Origin of the sequence: Citrobacter sp. RHBSTW-00029, from assembly GCF_014104295.1 — a bacterium.
Classification (GTDB): Bacteria; Pseudomonadota; Gammaproteobacteria; order Enterobacterales; family Enterobacteriaceae; genus Citrobacter; species Citrobacter youngae.
The window spans coordinates 1427310-1443688 of sequence record NZ_JABXRT010000001.1; the positions used below are offsets into that span (position 1 = coordinate 1427310).

At 52.2% G+C, this 16379-nt stretch carries 16 protein-coding genes; 8 read left to right on the forward strand and 8 right to left on the reverse strand.

Annotated features, from left to right (window positions below):
- Window positions 1-89 precede the first annotated feature (89 nt).
- From HV041_RS07020 to HV041_RS07030, 3 genes are all read left to right on the forward strand, one after another.
- Window positions 90-383 carry a YcgL domain-containing protein gene (locus HV041_RS07020; protein ID WP_048211421.1) on the forward strand — a complete coding sequence of 98 codons (294 nt, stop codon included), beginning with the start codon at window positions 90-92 and terminating at the stop codon, window positions 381-383.
- 69 nt (window positions 384-452) lie between these two features.
- A complete protein-coding gene (locus HV041_RS07025; RefSeq protein ID WP_048211422.1) occupies window positions 453-1112 on the forward strand; it encodes a fumarylacetoacetate hydrolase family protein in 660 nt (219 codons plus the stop codon).
- Window positions 1113-1205: 93 nt separating this feature from the next.
- Entirely contained in the window at window positions 1206-1652 is a 447-nt protein-coding gene (locus tag HV041_RS07030; RefSeq protein ID WP_003020944.1) for a YcgN family cysteine cluster protein, read from the forward strand.
- 29 nt (window positions 1653-1681) lie between these two features.
- On the opposite strand, the gene HV041_RS07035 is transcribed toward HV041_RS07030, so the two are convergent.
- The 3 genes from HV041_RS07035 to nhaB all read right to left on the reverse strand — a co-directional run bounded on the left by HV041_RS07035 (window position 1682) and on the right by nhaB (window position 4350).
- Window positions 1682-2023, reverse strand: coding sequence for a DUF1971 domain-containing protein (locus tag HV041_RS07035; RefSeq protein WP_016153372.1), 342 nt, complete (start codon window positions 2021-2023; stop codon window positions 1682-1684).
- 110 nt (window positions 2024-2133) lie between these two features.
- Complete coding sequence (gene dsbB, locus HV041_RS07040) at window positions 2134-2664, reverse strand: disulfide bond formation protein DsbB (protein WP_005122248.1); 531 nt, start codon at window positions 2662-2664, stop codon at window positions 2134-2136.
- A 141-nt stretch (window positions 2665-2805) separates the two neighbouring features.
- Window positions 2806-4350 carry a Na(+)/H(+) antiporter NhaB gene (gene nhaB, locus HV041_RS07045; protein ID WP_048211424.1) on the reverse strand — a complete coding sequence of 515 codons (1545 nt, stop codon included), beginning with the start codon at window positions 4348-4350 and terminating at the stop codon, window positions 2806-2808.
- A 237-nt stretch (window positions 4351-4587) separates the two neighbouring features.
- Here nhaB and fadR point away from each other — a divergent pair, with 237 nt between their 5' ends.
- On the forward strand, window positions 4588-5307 hold the full coding sequence (fadR, locus tag HV041_RS07050; protein WP_005122254.1) for a fatty acid metabolism transcriptional regulator FadR: 720 nt from the start codon (window positions 4588-4590) through the stop codon (window positions 5305-5307).
- A 102-nt stretch (window positions 5308-5409) separates the two neighbouring features.
- On the opposite strand, the gene HV041_RS07055 is transcribed toward fadR, so the two are convergent.
- Complete coding sequence (locus HV041_RS07055) at window positions 5410-6942, reverse strand: SpoVR family protein (protein ID WP_048211425.1); 1533 nt, start codon at window positions 6940-6942, stop codon at window positions 5410-5412.
- A gap of 322 nt (window positions 6943-7264) precedes the next feature.
- Here HV041_RS07055 and HV041_RS07060 point away from each other — a divergent pair, with 322 nt between their 5' ends.
- Together HV041_RS07060 and dadX are read left to right on the forward strand one after the other, a co-directional pair.
- Window positions 7265-8563, forward strand: coding sequence for a D-amino acid dehydrogenase (locus HV041_RS07060; protein WP_048211426.1), 1299 nt, complete (start codon window positions 7265-7267; stop codon window positions 8561-8563).
- A gap of 12 nt (window positions 8564-8575) precedes the next feature.
- The gene (dadX, locus tag HV041_RS07065; RefSeq protein WP_061068048.1) at window positions 8576-9646 is read left to right on the forward strand and encodes a catabolic alanine racemase DadX; all 1071 of its coding nucleotides are present in this window, start codon (window positions 8576-8578) and stop codon (window positions 9644-9646) included.
- Window positions 9647-9697: 51 nt separating this feature from the next.
- Here dadX and HV041_RS07070 read toward each other — a convergent pair whose 3' ends face one another.
- Window positions 9698-11431: a potassium/proton antiporter gene (locus HV041_RS07070; protein WP_040232328.1), complete on the reverse strand. Its 1734-nt coding sequence runs from the start codon at window positions 11429-11431 to the stop codon at window positions 9698-9700.
- Between the two features lie 97 nt (window positions 11432-11528).
- Complete coding sequence (ldcA, locus tag HV041_RS07075; RefSeq protein ID WP_182294113.1) at window positions 11529-12443, reverse strand: muramoyltetrapeptide carboxypeptidase; 915 nt, start codon at window positions 12441-12443, stop codon at window positions 11529-11531.
- 98 nt (window positions 12444-12541) lie between these two features.
- Between ldcA and emtA the strand changes: the two genes are divergently transcribed.
- Window positions 12542-13153, forward strand: coding sequence for a membrane-bound lytic murein transglycosylase EmtA (gene emtA, locus HV041_RS07080; protein WP_040232326.1), 612 nt, complete (start codon window positions 12542-12544; stop codon window positions 13151-13153).
- Window positions 13154-13164: 11 nt separating this feature from the next.
- Here the strand turns inward: emtA and ycgR are convergent, their stop codons facing one another.
- A complete protein-coding gene (gene ycgR / locus HV041_RS07085; protein WP_005122265.1) occupies window positions 13165-13899 on the reverse strand; it encodes a flagellar brake protein YcgR in 735 nt (244 codons plus the stop codon).
- Window positions 13900-14100: 201 nt separating this feature from the next.
- On the opposite strand from ycgR, the gene HV041_RS07090 reads away from it, so the two are divergent.
- Window positions 14101-14355, forward strand: a complete 255-nt coding sequence (locus tag HV041_RS07090; protein WP_048212573.1) for a GlsB/YeaQ/YmgE family stress response membrane protein — start codon at window positions 14101-14103, stop codon at window positions 14353-14355.
- Window positions 14356-14396: 41 nt separating this feature from the next.
- Here HV041_RS07090 and HV041_RS07095 read toward each other — a convergent pair whose 3' ends face one another.
- Complete coding sequence (locus HV041_RS07095; protein WP_121584733.1) at window positions 14397-16367, reverse strand: TonB-dependent receptor; 1971 nt, start codon at window positions 16365-16367, stop codon at window positions 14397-14399.
- Window positions 16368-16379 lie beyond the last annotated feature (12 nt).

Sequence of the window (16379 nt, forward strand, 5' to 3'; positions counted from 1 at the left end):
GCGGGGTGATATTCCGAAGACTATAAGGCATGTTATAGTCAGTATTATATTGAGGCAAGCCACCATTCCGTGAATTCAGAGTAAAAGATATGTTTTGTGTGATCTACCGAAGCAGCAAACGTGACCAGACCTATTTATATGTCGAAAAAAAAGACGATTTCTCGCGTGTTCCTGAAGAACTGATGAAAGGGTTTGGCCAGCCAAAGCTGGCAATGATTTTACCGCTTGATGGTCGTAAAAAACTGGTTAATGCCGATCTTGAAAAAGTAAAACAGGCACTAACCGAGCAGGGCTATTATTTACAAATACCACCGCCGCCTGAAGATTTACTCAAACAGCATTTATCTGCGGTAAAAGAAAATACATCAGACGCTAAACGTTAAACTGCATCCGGCAGCAGCATGTCTCATCGATGCAGTACCTGAAATCTATGACTACGTTAGGGGAAAGTAATGTATCAACATCACAACTGGCATGGTGCTCTGCTGGATTATCCGGTGAGCAAAGTGGTTTGCGTCGGTAGCAATTATGCAAACCACATTAAAGAGATGGGGGGAGCAACGCCGGAAGAGCCAGTGTTGTTTATTAAGCCTGAAACTGCGCTGTGTGATTTGCGCCAACCGCTGGTCATTCCGGCGGATATGGGGTCCGTCCATCACGAAGTTGAACTGGCCGTGCTGATCGGTGCAACCCTGCGCCAGGCGACAGAAGAGCATGTGCGCAAAGCCATCGCTGGCTATGGTGTGGCGCTGGACCTGACCCTGCGTGATATTCAGGGCAAAATGAAAAAAGCGGGCCAGCCGTGGGAAAAAGCGAAGGGTTTTGACAACTCTTGCCCGCTGTCGGGGTTTATTCCGGTAGCGGAATTTAACGGTGATCCGCAGGATACTCAGCTCGGATTAACGGTGAATGGCGAAGTCCGCCAGCAGGGCACTACGGCGGATATGATCCATCATATTGTCCCATTGATTGCTTACATGAGCCGATTTTTCACGCTTAAAGCCGGTGATGTGGTATTGACTGGGACGCCAGCTGGCGTTGGGCCGTTACACAGCGGTGATGAGCTGGCTATCAGTTTCCATGGACAGACGCTAACCACCCGGGTGCTGTAACCTGTGCTTGCCGCCTATTTCGGGCGGCAAAACTTGCATCAACGTGCCAGACTGGTTATAAGGTGCAGCTTTAGTGAAATAGCGGATACCCTGATGAGCGACATACCTTTCTGGCAAAGTAAAACCCTTGATGAAATGACCGATGCCGAGTGGGAGTCATTATGTGATGGGTGCGGCCAATGCTGCCTGCATAAGCTGATGGATGAAGACACCGACGAAATCTACTTTACCAACGTCGCGTGTAAGCAACTCAATATCAAAACCTGTCAGTGCCGTAATTACGAACGTCGATTCGAGTACGAGCCTGACTGCATCAAGCTGACGCGCGATAATCTGCCGACTTTTGAATGGTTGCCGATGACCTGCGCCTATCGTCTGCTCGCGGAAGGTAAAGGGCTGCCGGAGTGGCATCCGCTGCTGACGGGGTCAAAGGCGGCAATGCACGGTGAGCGTATTTCAGTACGCCATATCGCGGTGAAAGAATCAGAAGTGCGTGACTGGCAGGACCATATTCTGAACAAACCTTCATGGGCGGACTAAGCCGCCCATCGATTAACAGGCGTTAAGGATTAAGACTTTTTCGCCTGATACATCTCATCACTATGGTTGTCATCTTCAACCCAGAAATTAATGTTGAACTGCGCATCGTCGCTTAATTCAACACGATGCCAGTACTGCGGTGGGCTGGTCGCGAACTGTCCGGCATTAATGACCACTTTTACTTCAGGTTCTTTTGCGTCTTCATTGGCAAAGCCGTAATACGTTACAGTGCCTTCCATCACGCAGAGTTGTCCAAAAACGCCGGCTGCTGTGTTGTGGTGAGAAAGCAGAGCGGCCGGGACATTGTCTTTCGTAAAGAAGGGAGTAGAGCGTTTAACTTTCCAGTTTGCCGGGATGCGTAAATGGGACATAAGACATCTCCTTTGTATGGCATCTATAAGATGTATTTAATATACATCTTATAGATGCCAGCAAGCAATGACATTATGGCAAAAAAAAACGCTCCCGAAGGAGCGTTCTGTTAGCGACCGAAGAGGTCACGTTTTTTCGGTTTAAAGGGCTGAGCAATCAGCACCAACACTGCAACGACCAGATACGCGGCAAAAATCCCCAACAGCCACTGCGGCATCTCCAGGGTTAAAAATGACCACTGACGCTCAGCGCAGTCACCGGATGCCATAAATACCTGCGGCAGCCATTTATCCAGCGGTAACCAACTCGGGAAGCGCGCGGCAAAATCACAGGTCATGAACGGTGACGGGTGAAGCTGAATCATCGTGTGTTCATACGCTAACTGAAGCCCGCGCCAGGCGCTGTAAATCCAGATAAGCATTGCCACATAACGCAGTGGCGTTTTTGGGGCAATTGCGCCCACCAGACCAGCACCCATCACGCCAAATAATGCGCTACGTTCGTAAATACACAACACGCAGGGTTTTAGCAGCATGACATGCTGGAACCACAAGGCAACAAGTTCCAACGCCAGGGCGGTTAGCGCCAGCAATAACCACGCTCCACGCCCACGGGAGCACTGGTTTAAAAATCGCAACATAATAATTTCCCTGCAACATGCGTAGAGACCGCAGTTTAAACCAATTCAATTTATGCGCCACTAGCGGCAATTGAAATATTGTGTAATCGGATAATTATCATGCAAAAAGTCAAACCGGGCAGTGATTTACCCGGTTTATTGTTATGAAAGTGTAGCTAACCAGCCTGTTTGCGTCATCCACTCGGTCACTGGAACCAGCGTGAACTCTACGCAAAGCAGACCGACGAGCGTCAGGACGAGAGTATACGGCAGAGCCATCCACACCATGCGACCATAAGAAAGGCGAATCAACGGTGCCAGCGCGGAGGTCAGCAGGAACAGGAATGCTGCCTGGCCGTTTGGCGTGGCCACGGAAGGCAGGTTGGTCCCGGTATTGATCGCCACCGCTAACAGTTCATATTGATTCAGGCTAATCGTCCCGTGCTCCAGCGCCGCTTTCGCTTCGTTGATGTAAATTGTGCCAACAAAGACGTTGTCTGAAATTGACGACAGCAGGCCGTTGAAAAGATAGAACAGGGTCAGCTGTGCATGCTCAGAAGACTGCAAAACGAAATGAATAATCGGCGAGAAGAGCTGTTGATCGATAATCACCGCAACGATAGAGAAGAACACGGTCAGCAGTGCGGTGAACGGCAGCGACTCGGTGAAGGCTTTACCAATAGCGTGTTCGTCAGTAACGCCAGTTAACGAAGTCGCCAGAATAATCACCGACAGGCCAATTAATCCAACTTCTGCCAGATGCAGCGCGAGGGCGACGACCAGCCATACGCCGATGACTGCCTGAATAATCAGCTTGATTTTATCCTGGCGGGTACGTTGTTGCCGGCTTTCATCGTCAAACTGTTGCAGAACGCCACGGACAGCTTCCGGCAATGTTTCACCGTAGCCAAACCAACGTAACTTTTCAACCAGCAGGCAGGTGAGCAGACCGCAAATCAACACCGGGACGGTGACCGGCGACATGCGCAGGAAAAAATCACCAAAATGCCAGCCAGCTGCTTTGGCGATAATCAGGTTCTGCGGTTCGCCAACCATGGTCATCACACCGCCTAAGGCTGTGCCGACTCCCGCGTGCATCATCAGGCTACGCAGAAAACCGCGGAACTGCTCCAGTACGACTTTATTGTGCTGGTCGATATGGCTGTCATCCAGCAAATTGTTATCTCCCGGGCGGGAAGAGGCGACGCGATGGTAGATACCGTAAAAACCGACCGCCACGCTGATCACGACCGCGACCACGGTCAATGCGTCGAGGAACGCCGAAAGGAAGGCAGCGGCAACACAAAAGGCCAGCGACAGCAGCATCTTGGAGCGAATACTGAGCAGCAGTCGGGTAAAAATAAACAGCAGCAGTTGCTTCATAAAGTAGATGCCCGCCACCATAAACATCAGCAGCAAGAGCACTTCAAGGTTGGCGGCAACTTCTTCACGAACATGAGTGGCGCTGGTCATGCCGATGACGACAGCTTCGATGGCTAACAGCCCGCCCGGCAACAGTGGATAACACTTAAGCGCCATTGCCAGCGTAAAAATGAATTCGGCCACCAGCAACCAACCCGCGATAAAGGGATTGATGAAAAAAATAAGCGGGTTAATGATTAAGAAGACGAGCAGTGCAAGTTTATACCAGTCCGGCGACTGGCCTAAAAAGTTGCGCCACATAGCGCGGCCCCATGATAGCTCCATGGCAGTTTCCCTTACCTGTAAAAATGAAATCATGTTTTTATGTTTGACCGCAAAGCTTAGCGGCACGAGTGAACGCAGGCAAGCTCTTCACGTGGCTTATCGTACCGACTGCGTATCAGCGTTATCTGGAAAATGAAGCCTTGATCCACTTTTTCTTCGTTGCGTCAGCTATCAGCTAAGAAACCCGTCTGGTATGATGTGTGTAACTATGTTTTGCTGTGTAATGGAATTATCACTATGGTCATTAAGGCGCAAAGCCCTGCTGGGTTCGCGGAAGAGTACATCATTGAGAGTATCTGGAATAACCGCTTCCCACCTGGCACTATTTTGCCCGCTGAACGTGAACTCTCCGAACTCATTGGAGTAACACGTACCACGTTACGCGAAGTTTTGCAGCGTCTGGCGCGGGACGGCTGGTTGACCATTCAACACGGCAAACCGACGAAAGTGAATAACTTTTGGGAAACCTCCGGACTGAATATCCTGGAAACGCTGGCGCGTCTCGATCACGAAAGTGTTCCGCAGTTGATTGATAATCTGCTGTCTGTGCGTACTAACATCTCGACGATCTTTATTCGCACCGCATTCCGCCAACATCCTGATAAAGCCCAGGACGTTTTGGCCACGGCGAATCAGGTTGCTGACCATGCTGACGCGTTTGCCGATCTGGACTACAACATTTTCCGTGGTCTGGCATTTGCATCGGGCAATCCGATTTACGGTTTGATCCTCAACGGTATGAAAGGACTTTATACGCGTATTGGCCGTCATTACTTTGCCAACCCGGAAGCGCGCGGCCTGGCGTTGAACTTCTACCGTAAGCTGTCAGAGCTGTGTGAGCAGGGCGCTCATGATTTGGTCTATGAAACGGTGCGCCGCTATGGTCACGACAGTGGTGAGATTTGGCACCGTATGCAGAAGAATTTACCGGGCGATTTAGCTATTCAGGGACGCTAATCGCGCAATGCCGGATGGTGACGCCAAAGCGTCTTATCCGGCCTACAATGCGTCTACGTCGTAGGCCGGATAAGGTATTTACACCGCCTCCGGCAATAAGCGTTACAGGCCGTTCATCCTTGGCGGGCAACGCTCCAGCAGCTCAACGCTGCCATCTTCATTCTGCTGCTCCAGCATCACATCAAAACCCCATAGCCGGTGCACATGCTTAAGCACCTCTTTGCGTCCTTTATCCAACGGCGCGCGGTTATGTGGGATATAACGCAAGGTCAGTGAACGGTCGCCGCGCAGATCGACATTCCAGATCTGAATATTCGGCTCCAGATTGCTCAGGTTATATTGCGATGACAGCCTGTTACGGATCTCGCGATACCCCTCTTCATTGTGAATCGCTGAAATTTCCAGGTAATTATGGCGGTCATCATCCAGCACCGTGAACAGGCGGAAATCGCGCATCACTTTTGGTGACAGGAACTGGCTGATAAAGCTCTCATCTTTAAAATCACGCATCGCGAAATGCAGCGTTTCCAGCCAGTCGGAACCCGCAATATTTGGGAACCAGTATTTGTCCTCCTCGGTGGGCGACTGACAAATACGTTTGATATCCTGGAACATAGCAAAGCCAAGCGCATACGGGTTTATCCCGCTATACCATGGACTGTTATACGGTGGCTGGAATACCACGTTGGTATGGCTATGCAGAAACTCCAGCATAAAGCGCTCGGTGACTTTGCCTTCATCATAAAGGTGATTGAGGATGGTGTAGTGCCAGAAAGTTGCCCATCCCTCATTCATCACCTGAGTCTGTTTCTGCGGATAAAAATACTGGCTCACCTTACGCACAATGCGCAGAACTTCGCGTTGCCAGGACTCCAGCAGTGGGGCGTTTTTCTCCATAAAATACAGCAGGTTTTCCTGCGGCTCAGAAGGATAACGACGCGCGGTAGAGATCGTCTTCTCTTCCTCTTTCTTCGGCAACGTACGCCACAGCATATTCACCTGACTTTGCAGATACTCTTCACGGCTTTTCTGCCGGGCCTTCTCTTCCTGTAGTGAGATCTTTTGCGGGCGTTTATAGCGGTCCACGCCGTAGTTCATCAACGCATGGCAGGAGTCGAGAAGCTTTTCGACTTCATCCACCCCGTAACGCTCTTCACACTGGGTAATGTAGTTTCGCGCGAAGATCAGGTAATCGACGATGGAACTGGCGTCCGTCCAACTGCGGAACAGGTAGTTATTCTTGAAGAAAGAGTTATGTCCATAGCAGGCATGCGCCATGACCAGTGCCTGCATGGTGATGGTGTTCTCTTCCATCAGGTACGCGATACACGGGTTGGAGTTAATAACAATCTCATAGGCCAGCCCCTGCTGACCATGCTTGTACAAGCGTTCGGTTTCAATAAACTTTTTACCAAACGACCAGTGCGGATAGTTGATCGGCATCCCAACGCTGGAATAGGCGTCCATCATTTGCTCGGAGGTGATCACCTCGATTTGGTGCGGGTAGGTATCCAGCCTGTAGAGTTTCGCCACGCGGTCTATCTCTGCCAGATAGACATCCAGCAGATCAAACGTCCAGTCGGGTCCATCGCTTAACCGTGTGCTGTCCTTGTTCATGGAATCAATCGTAGCCATTCGCGCACCCTCATTGTTGGCGGCACTCTCTGTCTGGAGTACCTCATTTCAAGCATAGATCATGGTGTTAAAAAACGTGCTGCAGGAGAAATTTTTTCTTTGCGATTTCACGTCAGCGAAGCGTCGAAAAACGGCCAGGTGACAAAATTTTATGCTGGATAAAAATAACGCACAGCAGGAGATGCCAAAGCAGAGACTTCCCTGCAATCACTGCTATGTGTGAGATACGTCACCATAAAAAAGCCATATGTTGAATAATATTTTCAACTGAGTTATCAAGATGTAATTAGAAGATTGTTCTTTTACTGTTAACGGAGTGGCTATGCGAGTTGTCATACTGGGAAGTGGCGTCGTTGGCGTGACCAGCGCCTGGTATTTAAGTCAGGCTGGACACGATGTCACCGTCATCGATCGTGAGCCGGGGCCGGCACTGGAAACCAGTGCGGCGAACGCCGGGCAAATCTCCCCTGGTTATGCCGCGCCGTGGGCGGCCCCAGGCGTACCGCTAAAAGCGATTAAATGGATGTTTCAGCGCCACGCGCCGTTGGCAGTACGCCTCGACGGGACGCAGTTCCAGTTGAAATGGATGTGGCAAATGCTGCGCAACTGCGATACCAGCCACTACATGGAAAACAAGGGGCGGATGGTGCGCCTGGCGGAATACAGCCGTGATTGCCTGAAAGCGTTACGTGCCTCTACCGGTATCGAGTATGAAGGACGTCAGGGCGGAACCCTGCAACTTTTCCGTACCGCTCAACAATATGAGAACGCCACCCGCGACATCGCCGTGCTCGAAGATGCGGGCGTACCCTATCAACTGCTGGAAGCAAGTCGCCTGGCGGAAGTCGAACCTGCGCTGGCAGAGGTCGCGCACAAACTGACAGGCGGGTTACGGTTACCGAATGACGAAACCGGTGACTGTCAGCTGTTTACCCAGCGTCTGGCGCAAATGGCCGAGCAGGCGGGGGTAAAATTCCGTTTTAACACTCCGGTCGATAAGCTGCTGAGCGATGGCGAGCAGATTTATGGCGTTCAGTGCGGAGAAGAGATAGTCAAAGCCGATGCCTATGTGATGGCCTTTGGCTCGTACTCCACGGCGATGCTCAAAGGGATCGTTGATATTCCGGTGTATCCGCTCAAAGGCTACTCATTAACCATTCCGGTGGCAGAAGATGATGGTGCGCCGGTTTCCACTATTCTTGATGAAACCTACAAAATCGCCATTACCCGTTTTGATGAGCGTATTCGTGTTGGCGGTATGGCAGAGATTGTTGGTTTTAATACTGAGCTACTACAACCACGCCGTGAAACGCTGGAGATGGTGGTGCGCGATCTCTTTCCACGCGGTGGGCATGTGGAACAGGCGACCTTCTGGACCGGGCTGCGTCCGATGACGCCAGACGGAACGCCAGTGGTGGGGCGTACCCGCTTTAAGAATCTGCTGCTCAATACGGGTCATGGCACATTGGGCTGGACGATGGCGTGTGGATCCGGTCAGTTGCTGAGCGATATCCTCTCTGGTCGCACGCCTGCCATACCTTATGACGATCTGAGCGTGGCGCGTTACAGTCCGGGATTTACCCCGTCTCGCCCGCGGCATTTACATGGCGTACATAACTAATAAGGACGCGAGATGACCCGCCCGATACTGGCCAGCATTGACCTGCAGGCGTTGAAACAAAACCTGACCATTACGCGTCAGGCTGCGCCGGACTCCCGCGTCTGGTCGGTCGTAAAAGCTAATGCCTACGGACACGGTATAGAACGTGTCTGGAATGCACTGGGAACGACCGATGGTTTCGCGATGCTCAATCTCGAGGAGGCGATCACCCTGCGGGAGCGGGGATGGAAAGGACCGATTTTAATGCTGGAGGGTTTTTTCCATGCCGAAGACCTGACGGTGTATGACACATATCGTCTGACCACTTGTGTCCACAGTAACTGGCAGCTCAAAGCGTTGCAAAATGCCCGCCTGAACGCGCCGCTGGATATTTACCTCAAGGTGAATAGCGGCATGAACCGGCTGGGTTTCTTACCAGAGCGCGTTGCCACCGTCTGGCAACAGTTACGGGCAATGCCTAACGTAGGTGAGATGACGCTGATGTCGCATTTTGCGGATGCTGAACATCCGGATGGCATTAAGGACGCGATGGCGCGTATTGCGCAGGCAACGGAAGGGCTGGAGTGTCGACGTTCGCTGTCGAATTCGGCTGCGACGCTGTGGCACCCACAAGCGCATTATGACTGGGTTCGCCCGGGTATTATTTTGTATGGCGCATCACCGTCGGGGCAATGGCGGGACATCGCCAATACCGGCCTGAAACCAGTAATGACCCTGAGCAGCGAGATAATCGGCATACAGACGCTGAAAGCCGGAGATCGGGTGGGCTACGGTGGACGCTACACCGCCAGCGGCGAGCAGCGCATTGGCATTGTGGCGACAGGCTATGCCGATGGTTATCCGCGCCATGCGCCAAGCGGCACGCCTGTGCTGGTGGATGGCGTACGTACCGGGACGGTCGGCACGGTATCCATGGATATGCTGGCGGTAGACCTGACGCCGTGCCCGCAGGCGGGGATCGGGACGCCAGTGGAGCTGTGGGGTAAAGAGATTAAAATCGACGATGTGGCGACAGCGGCGGGCACGGTGGGTTATGAATTAATGTGTTCTTTGGCGCTGCGCGTACCGGTTGTGACGGTGTAACTTTTGTAGGCCGGGTAAGGCGCAGCCTTCACCCGGCAAAAAACATCCGCGTTACTCATCCTCATCTTCTGCCACACGGACACCCACTTTCAGCACGGCATTATCTTCTTTCTCGGCTACCGTCCAGATCATGCCAGCAAATTCCACCTGGTCACCGACGACCGGCGCAGCCCCCAACAGTTGCTGGACAATTTCACCCAGCGTTTGCTGCTTATCGCGATACCCGGTGCCATCTTCCAGGCCATAAATCAGTGCCACATCGGCATATTTCGCGCTGGCTTCAAGAATAAAATCACCAAAGAAACGCTGGTCTAACGACACTGGCGGCGACTGGCTGAACAGCTTACCTAAGGCGGGCAGGTCGCGTTCGCGGCCAATAACACACAATACGTCGCCTTCGCGCAGACGCGTGCTGCCGGAGGGGTGAAACAGCACGTTGTCACGAAACAGGGCGGCAATTCGCGTTTCTTCCGGCATATGCAGGTCGCGCAGCGCGGCACCTACGCACCACTTATCCGCGCTAAGCTGATAAACAAACTGCTCCCAGGGATTATCCGGATGAATATCCAGACCTATACGAGAAACCGGCCAGCCAACGGGCGGGACCACCACTTTGGCTTTTTTGGCGGCCCACGACAGCGACGTTCCCTGGAACAGCAGCGAGATCAGTACCACAAAGAACGCGACGTTAAAGAACAGGCGCGCGTTTTCCAGGCCCGCCATCATTGGGAAGACGGCGAGGATGATGGGTACCGCGCCGCGCAAACCCACCCAACTGATGAAAATGCGCTCACGCAGATTGAAACCACGAAATGGCAGCAATCCGGCGAACACTGACAACGGACGCGCGAAGAAAATCATCCAGGCGGACAAAATCAGCGCCGGAATCGCGATAGGCAGCAGGTCGGACGGCGTAACCAGCAGTCCAAGCACCAGAAACATGGCGATTTGCGCCAGCCAGGCCAGACCGTCGAAGTTTTGCAGAATACCAAACCGGTTGCGGATCGGGCGATTACCCAGCAGGAAACCACACAGATAAACCGCCAGAATACCACTGCCTTCCAGCGCGGTAGTCAGGGCAAAAATCAGGATCCCACCGCTCAGGGCCAGCAGTGGATAAAGCCCGGCAGGCAGTGAAATACGGTTAATCATCTGCTGGAGCAGATATCCACCGCCGAGACCGATAGCGATACCTAAGCCAAACTGCTGGATAATATGTACCGCAAACATCCAGCTTAAACCGGTCTCGTGGTTCTGGATCATTTCGATAAGCGTAATGGTCAGAAATACGGCCATTGGGTCATTGCTACCTGACTCAATTTCCAGCGTCGAGCCCACACGTTCGTTGAGTCCTTTACCGCCGAGCAGGGAGAAGACCGCTGCAGCATCGGTTGAGCCGACAATCGCACCAATCAGCAACCCTTCAATGAGATCCAGATGAAACAGCCATGCCGCCATCATGCCGGTGAGGCCAGAGGTAATCAGCACACCCACGGTCGCCAGCGATAACGCCGGGCCTAGCGCTACACGAAATGAGCTGGCCTGGGTGCGCATCCCACCGTCGAGCAGAATAACCGCCAGCGCCAGGTTACTCACCATGTAGGCAAAAGGGTAGTTATCAAAAGGAATACCGCCAACACCGTCCACGCCCGCTAACATGCCAATAGCGAGGAAAATCACCAGAATCGGGATACCAAGACGTGATGAGAATGAACTAAGCAAGATACTGCAGGTGACGAGAACGGAACCCAAAATAAAAAGGCTAATGATTGCTGCGGCATCCAACGTTCGGTTACTCCTGAATTACGCTGTTTCGTATTAATAAACCCTAACATAATAACGACAGAAACAGCGTTTTACTTAGCCCTGAAGCAGGCTTTTTTTACGATTTAAGCACCGGATGACCGGAGATTGTGAGTTGACTGCCGTTTTTATCATTTTTCAGCACGGCTTTGGCCCCTAAAGGTAAGGTGACGGTGCGTTGTTCGTGGCCAAAATCGAGACCGCTTAACAGTGGAACGGATAATTTGGCACGCAAAAACGCACAGACTGAATCAAGACTGTAACCGGCATCATAGTCATTAGGCGCACTACCGCTAAAACTGCCGAGAATGATGGCGTTCTGGCGGGCGAGGATCCCAGCATGATAAAGTTGCAGCAGCATGCGCTCGATGCGAAACGGGTGCTCGTTGATGTCTTCCAGCACCAGAATACCGTTCTCAATGGCGGGCATCCACGGCGTTCCCATCAGCGAAATGAGCATTGCCAGATTGCCTCCCCACAGCGTGCCTTCAGTAGCGCAATCCGGGCCATGCCCTTGCCAGTCGAGAGTAAATTCGGCATTGCGCAAAGCCTGCCAAAAATGGTGCTCGGTAAAGGCGTTCATTTCCTCGGCACCGAAGTTAGCCGCCAGCATCGGGCCGCTGAAGCTAATCACATTACTCTGAGTCAGCAGACCACACTGAATGGCCGTGAAATCGCTGTGTCCACACAGCAGCAACGGGTTTTGTTGCTGACGAACGGCCAGCGCCTGCCAGTCAATATCTGCCAGCAAACGGCTCGCACCGTAGCCGCCGCGCACCGCCATCACAATAGTATCAGGCATTTTTAGCTCAACGAGTGAGTTCACATCCGCCAGACGCTCGGCTTCGGTACCGGCAAAACGCTGACAACGGCGAGAAATGACGGCAGTGTTATCGACCTGATGACCGGCCTCAGTAAGACGCGCAAGCCCACGTAATGCTGCCTGCTGGTTGATACAGTAGCCCGACGGGGCAATTAAGTGAAACCGGGACATGGCATTTCCTTGCTACAACTAAAACCAAATGTATATCATGCCGCGTAGGTATGTCGTTGTCACCTCAGCGACAGGTTCCGGCTATAAGGATAGATGACGTGAAATTGAGATGGTTTGCTTTTTTGGTTGTAATACTTGCGGGCTGTAGTTCAAAACAGGATTACAAAAATCCGCCATGGAATGCAGAAGTTCCGGTTAAACGCGCGATGCAATGGATGCCTATCAGTGAAAAAGCCGGTGCCGCCTGGGGCGTTAGCCCACAATTGATTACGGCGATTATCGCTATTGAATCAGGGGGTAACCCCAATGCAGTCAGTAAATCTAATGCCATCGGTCTGATGCAGCTTAAAGCCTCCACCTCCGGGCGGGATGTTTATCGTCGCATGGGATGGAGCGGTGAGCCGTCGACCAGTGAGCTGAAAAATCCAGAGCGCAATATCTCCATGGGGGCGGCGTATCTGAGCATTCTTGAAACCGGCCCGCTGGCGGGAATTGAAGACCCACAGGTGATGCAATATGCGCTGGTGGTGTCATACGCGAACGGTGCCGGGGCGCTGCTGCGGACGTTCTCCTCTGACAGGAAAAAAGCCATCAGCAAAATCAACGATCTGAGTGCGGATGAGTTTTTTGAGCATGTTGTCGATAACCATCCTGCGCCGCAGGCTCCACGTTATATCTGGAAACTTCAGCGAGCGCTGGATGCGATGTAACGCGCGTGATATTACTCGCGCACTTTATTCGATTTTTCCCGAGCCTCGCGCTCAAGTGAAAAAATAATCCGCTGTAAATTCCGCTCCACCGCCGGGCCGACGTTGAGAAAACGAAAGCTCAGGCGGGGAGTGGTGATGGTCTCATTTTTCCCGTCGATCACTTTTCGCTCGGTAATCGAGATGAGTTGGGCATCAACGTGGTACACGCCCCATTGTTCCATATTCAGTTCAACCTGCGAGAAGCGCATACCTTCGACCAGCCCCTCCGGTGCTGCTCCTTCTAATAGCGCGCCCATGCCGCCAAGAGACAAATCGAATAAGCGAAAATGCAGGAGACTGTTGTCCGGCATCTTCGCCTTGCAGTGATAGGGTGGGTGCAGCGGCGCACCGATGCGAAAGTATTCCCGGCGCTGGACAAACCACAGCGAAGGTGGCAACGATGAGACAAAGGCTGGCAATCGTTGGTACTCGCCTTTTGTCAGTTGCGGGAGGGTAAACTCCACCTTGGCACCCTGCGTTTCGGCGATAATTGAGATCTGGCTGGCGCGTTGCACGGCCTGGTTTTCATATTCCTGACTGCCAAAATCCATGATCAATTCGTCCGGGCTGACAGCAAGAATTTTGCTGATGAACTGACCTCCTGACCAGGAGATACGCAGTGGAACCTGTTGTGAATTTAAGTCCCGGAGTACCCCTAATACTGCGAGCGGGTTTTGCTTCAGGAACTGCTCATTGTAGTTACTCACACCTAATGACTCCTGGATACCTGGCTTATCGTTGGGTTATCGGCATCGCGAGACGGAACTTAATACAAATGGATGAAATTTTTTACCCCAGCCAATGAATTAAGTCTGAGTGCAAACAGCAGGTAGCGATGGCTTGCCTATACTTAACGTGCTGGCGCAAGAATGTCTTGCGTATGCGTTCACTGGAAAGAGGGCCTGAAAATGGGAATTATTGCCTGGATTATTTTTGGTCTGATTGCGGGGGTTATCGCCAAGCTGATTATGCCGGGGCGTGATGGCGGCGGATTTATTCTGACCTGCATTCTCGGTATTGTCGGTGCTGTGGTCGGTGGGTGGCTGGCAACGATGTTTGGTATCGGCGGCGATGTCAGTGGGTTTAATCTCCACAGCTTCCTGGTGGCCGTGGTCGGCGCGATTGTGGTACTGGGTGTTTTCCGACTGGTACGACGAGATTAATCGAACGGCCCCTGCGGGGGCCGTTTCTCTGCGTAGTTTAGTCAGAACTGGTATTCAATCCCCGCCCAGTAATTACGCCCTTCTTCGATAAACCCTTCGCTGTAGACGTACTGTGTATCAAACAGGTTGTTGACCGAAGCGTTAACGCTAAAGCCATGTCCGATGGTGTAATCTGCCCGGAGGTGGGTAATGGCGAATCCGGCCGCTTTTTGTGAGCCATCAGAATTGCTATAGCTTGAAGAGCGGGCTTCTTCGGATAGCGTAATGCTGAGTGGTTCCCACGGTTTCAGCGTCATCCAGGCGGTGAGAGTTTGCGTCGGCAGATCGGTAATCTTGCCGATGTCGCTGCGTTTAACGTCAGCATGGATAAGACCGTAGCTTAGCCCCACATCCAGCATGTCAAAGACCTTACCTTTGACGCCGGCATCCAGGCCGGTGTAATCCACCCGACCACTGTTTTGGTTCTGAATTGTGTCGGCATCAATATTGTGCGACAGAATCGCATCGGTAATGCGGTTGTAATACACGCTGGCTTCGAATCCCCAGTTTTGGGTGAACGAACCGTTCCACGTGAGATCGACGCTACGGGCGCGTTCCGGTTTTAGCTGCGGGTTGACCAGCGCTATCTGGTTATAAGCCGGTTTTGACGTGGTGTAGCGCTCTTTCAGTGTGGGGAAGCGCGTTCTGTCAGAGTAGGACAGCGCTAATGTGTCAGAATTTTCAAAGTGATATTTGGTCATTACCTGCCAGTTAAAGGCGGACTGATCGTTGTCATCATAATGGGTAACGCTGCCGTTTTTCTCGTGCTTCATCCCCTCTACGCTGTCACGCCAGTCGTAGCTGATACCCGCCACCACATCGACATTATCCGCAGCCGCCCACTGATATTCACTGGCAACAGACCAGGTGCGATCTTCGTAGCGGTCATAAGCGGCATTTGGAGCCCCTTTTTCGCGATGAACATCGTCTTTCCAGTTCACGGCGAAAGAGAGCAGGTCGTTCTCCCGCATATCAGCGGAAAGCTGCAAACCTGCGCCGTCGCTATAGTCAGAATAATGGCTGTAGCTGCCTTTCTTATTTTTCAGATCGGCAAGGGAATTGTACATCATCAGTGTATTTTCAAAGGTGTCGCGATACAGACGGCTTTTCAATGTAAAGCGATCGCCCAAATGCGTGGTGCCCTGATAGTAATAACTTTCTTTATCATACTGCGGCCATTGCCAATAACGTGATTTCTGGCTGCTGGTTCCGGCATATGGCGGGTTATCTTTTTCGCCGTCCTGATTAATGTAGGTCAGAACATACTCATCATCGCCGCGCGGCGTGAATCCCAGTTTCACGATGCCGCGTTTATCATCGGCTGACGAGTTGGTAATCTTGCCATTGCTGCCCGCTACCGGGTTATCAACACCATGAGGTAATCCGAGGAAATCCTGTTTTAGCTGGCTACCACTGAGCTGGATATATCCGAGATCGTTGCTGGCACCGAACGACGCGTGCATATCATGGGCATTGTCTTTGCTACGGCTCCAGCCCTGACGATAGCCCAGAGAGCCCTCAATCGGTTTGGTGGGCTTCTTGGTCGTGATGTTGATAGCGCCACCCATCTGGTTCGGCCCCTGTAGCAAGGATGAGTAGCCTTTAGAGACCTCGACAGAAGCGATATCGGATGTCAGAAAACGACCTAAATCAAGGTTGCCATCGTAGGGGATGTACACCGGAACACCGTCGAAAAAGACCGGGACCTGACGGCTGTCAAAACCGCGGACCTTCACTTGTTGCTCATTACGGTTACCGGATTTTTGCAGCACGACGCCGGGAACGACGCTTAGCGCCTGTGCCACGTTTTGTTTATCCAGTTGCTGCATCGTTTCCTGGCCGAGAACCGTAGTGGTGGCGGCGGAGGCCGGACTAGACCAGACGGTCATGGTTTCGCTTTCCTGCCCAGCAAAAGCACCTTGCGCGAAAGCAAACGACAGGGCTGTGTAAAGACAACTTTTGTTGAAATTCATTATTTATAGTCC

Coding starts and splice junctions, on each gene's coding strand:
- dsbB (WP_005122248.1), bottom strand. CDS start 2,664: ATGTTGCGATTTTTAAACCAGTGCTCCCGTGGGCGTGGAGCGTGGTTA.
- HV041_RS07090 (WP_048212573.1), top strand. CDS start 14,101: ATGGGAATTATTGCCTGGATTATTTTTGGTCTGATTGCGGGGGTTATC.
- fadR (WP_005122254.1), top strand. CDS start 4,588: ATGGTCATTAAGGCGCAAAGCCCTGCTGGGTTCGCGGAAGAGTACATC.
- HV041_RS07030 (WP_003020944.1), top strand. CDS start 1,206: ATGAGCGACATACCTTTCTGGCAAAGTAAAACCCTTGATGAAATGACC.
- dadX (WP_061068048.1), top strand. CDS start 8,576: ATGACCCGCCCGATACTGGCCAGCATTGACCTGCAGGCGTTGAAACAA.
- ldcA (WP_182294113.1), bottom strand. CDS start 12,443: ATGTCCCGGTTTCACTTAATTGCCCCGTCGGGCTACTGTATCAACCAG.
- nhaB (WP_048211424.1), bottom strand. CDS start 4,350: ATGGAGCTATCATGGGGCCGCGCTATGTGGCGCAACTTTTTAGGCCAG.
- HV041_RS07060 (WP_048211426.1), top strand. CDS start 7,265: ATGCGAGTTGTCATACTGGGAAGTGGCGTCGTTGGCGTGACCAGCGCC.
- HV041_RS07055 (WP_048211425.1), bottom strand. CDS start 6,942: ATGGCTACGATTGATTCCATGAACAAGGACAGCACACGGTTAAGCGAT.
- HV041_RS07035 (WP_016153372.1), bottom strand. CDS start 2,023: ATGTCCCATTTACGCATCCCGGCAAACTGGAAAGTTAAACGCTCTACT.
- HV041_RS07025 (WP_048211422.1), top strand. CDS start 453: ATGTATCAACATCACAACTGGCATGGTGCTCTGCTGGATTATCCGGTG.
- HV041_RS07020 (WP_048211421.1), top strand. CDS start 90: ATGTTTTGTGTGATCTACCGAAGCAGCAAACGTGACCAGACCTATTTA.
- HV041_RS07095 (WP_121584733.1), bottom strand. CDS start 16,367: ATGAATTTCAACAAAAGTTGTCTTTACACAGCCCTGTCGTTTGCTTTC.